This window comes from Campylobacter sp. RM9328, from assembly GCF_012978615.1.
Window position 1 is genome coordinate 1 of the sequence record NZ_LIWF01000037.1, and the last position, 2,075, is coordinate 2,075.

At 27.2% G+C, this 2,075-nt stretch carries 1 protein-coding gene; it reads right to left on the reverse strand.

Annotated features, from left to right (window positions below; translation table 11 throughout):
- Nucleotides 1–417: 417 nt before the first annotated feature.
- Complete coding sequence (locus tag CCAL9328_RS10490) at nucleotides 418–1,524, reverse strand: replication initiation protein (RefSeq protein ID WP_170000619.1); 1,107 nt, start codon at nucleotides 1,522–1,524, stop codon at nucleotides 418–420.
- Nucleotides 1,525–2,075 lie beyond the last annotated feature (551 nt).

Consider the following 2,075-nt stretch of genomic DNA (forward strand, 5'->3'; position numbering starts at 1 on the left):
AAAAGTTGTCTTTCGTTCATATTTGAATACTTTGCATAATCAATTGTTGCCATATTTATCCTTTTTTAAAAATTTTACTATAATTTGAATTTGTAAAATTATAGCAAAATTTTTCTCTTTTTTGCTAAAAATGTTTGAGCTTGTCGAAAATATTTTTAGCAAAAAAGCAAATTATCCTTGATGGCATTGCCATAAGGTGGATAATTTGCAAATTATCCACCATTAAAAACAAATCGGCAACGCCATTTATTTTTAATGGTGGTAATTTGCCACTGCGTGGAGCAATTTTCAATTTAAATAATTTTCGACAAGCTCAAATCTATTTTAAATTGAAAATATCATTTTCAAAAATATTTCTCACAAGTTCGATAATTTTTTGAAAATGAATGATTGATTAATCTAGTTTCAAAGCGTTTTTTATTGTCTCAAATAATCGCCACGCTTGTCATAATTTTCAATAAGTTTTTGAAATTTATCTTTAAATTCTTTGATTTTATCTTGTTGATTTTGCCATTCTGGTAATTCAGCAAAAATATTTTTTTCTTGCTCAATTTGATATTTCATCGCTAAGTATATAGCAAAAATTAATTTTTCGGTAAATTGTTTCTTACCCATACAAGCAAACAAAGTATTATTATTTATATCTTTACAACTATAATAATCCCTTTCATCTTTCTCAATTTTAGCTATTGTAAAAATATCGCCCTTATTGATTGAAGTTTCTGATATCGAATAAGCATAACCAACAAAAGTATCGGATAAATTATCGTTATTTCGTTTAAGTTTTTGTCTTAGCATTTTGACACAATCATCGGCGATTTTGTCAGCTTTATTACCAAATTCTATTCTAATTGCGATAATTTTTTTCCCTTGCTTTTCTATCGGCTCTATGCTATAAATTTCTAAATCTGATTTTTCGTTGATTTCTTTTAGTGCTGGTTCTAATACTCTCAATCGTATGAAATTATAATCTCTATAGCTCTTTGGTAGTTGTAGCATTTTACTAAGTGCTTCAATGTTTATATCTCTATGCCCCATCAATCGATAATCTTTAAGCAATGCGTAAATTCTAATAGTGTATTTACTCTCAAACTCTTTGATATATTTAACTTGTTTAATTTGAGTAAAGTTATTTTTTAGTTCTAGCAAATATGGCTTCATATCATCATTGAATTTAATTGTAATTAACTGCTTTTTAGTATCAAATCTAAATCTTGAGAAAATTGTATAAATATCCCAAATTCCATCTTTTTCAATCTCAAAAGTTTGCTTTGCTAAATGTCGGCAAAGATCTTTGACATAATTGCTATTAGTATCTGAAAAACCTAATGTTTCAACAAAATCTTTAATGCTGATGACATATTCAGCAAATTTATCATCATCTTTTTGTATAAGTGTTGAGCATTGATAAAATGCTTTTAACTCATTAGCTGTCATTTTTGTTCTAGCAGTGGTTATAGCACTACTTGTATGACTTTGATTTCTTGTAAATCCATTTTTCAAAATTACTACCTTAGTATCCATTTTACGCCTTTCTTGTTTTTAGAAAGGATGAGGGGGAGCTAAGCTCCCTAGGCGTTATTTATTCCAAAATATCTCTATTTTAAGCGAAAATATCTCTATTTTTAGATATACTTTTGCTAAAGGATAACGCCTTCTATGTCTCTTACACATAGTCATATCCTTTCTTTTTGCTTTTGGAGTTACCGCTCCAAAAGTGTATCCGCATTATATCATAAAAATACAAACATTTTATAAAAAAAGTTGGTTTTTAAATCAAAAAAGTTGCTTTTCGTATCCGCAAACCACCATAAAATCAATATTTGACTACTCTAAAATTATAAAAAAATTCATTTTTTTATAAAATTTCGTTCAAAACATTTAATCAAAAAAGTTGGTTTTCTCTGATTTTTTTAATCAAAAAAGTTGGTTTTCTCTGATTTTTTTAATCAAAAAAGTTGGTTTTTAAATCAAAAAAGTTGGTTTTCGTGTCCGCAAACTACCATAAAATCAATGTTTGAATAAGCCTACATATTCAATACATATGTAATATATACATATTAGCCACCAGCAAA

Coding starts and splice junctions, on each gene's coding strand:
- CCAL9328_RS10490 (WP_170000619.1), bottom strand. CDS start 1,524: ATGGATACTAAGGTAGTAATTTTGAAAAATGGATTTACAAGAAATCAA.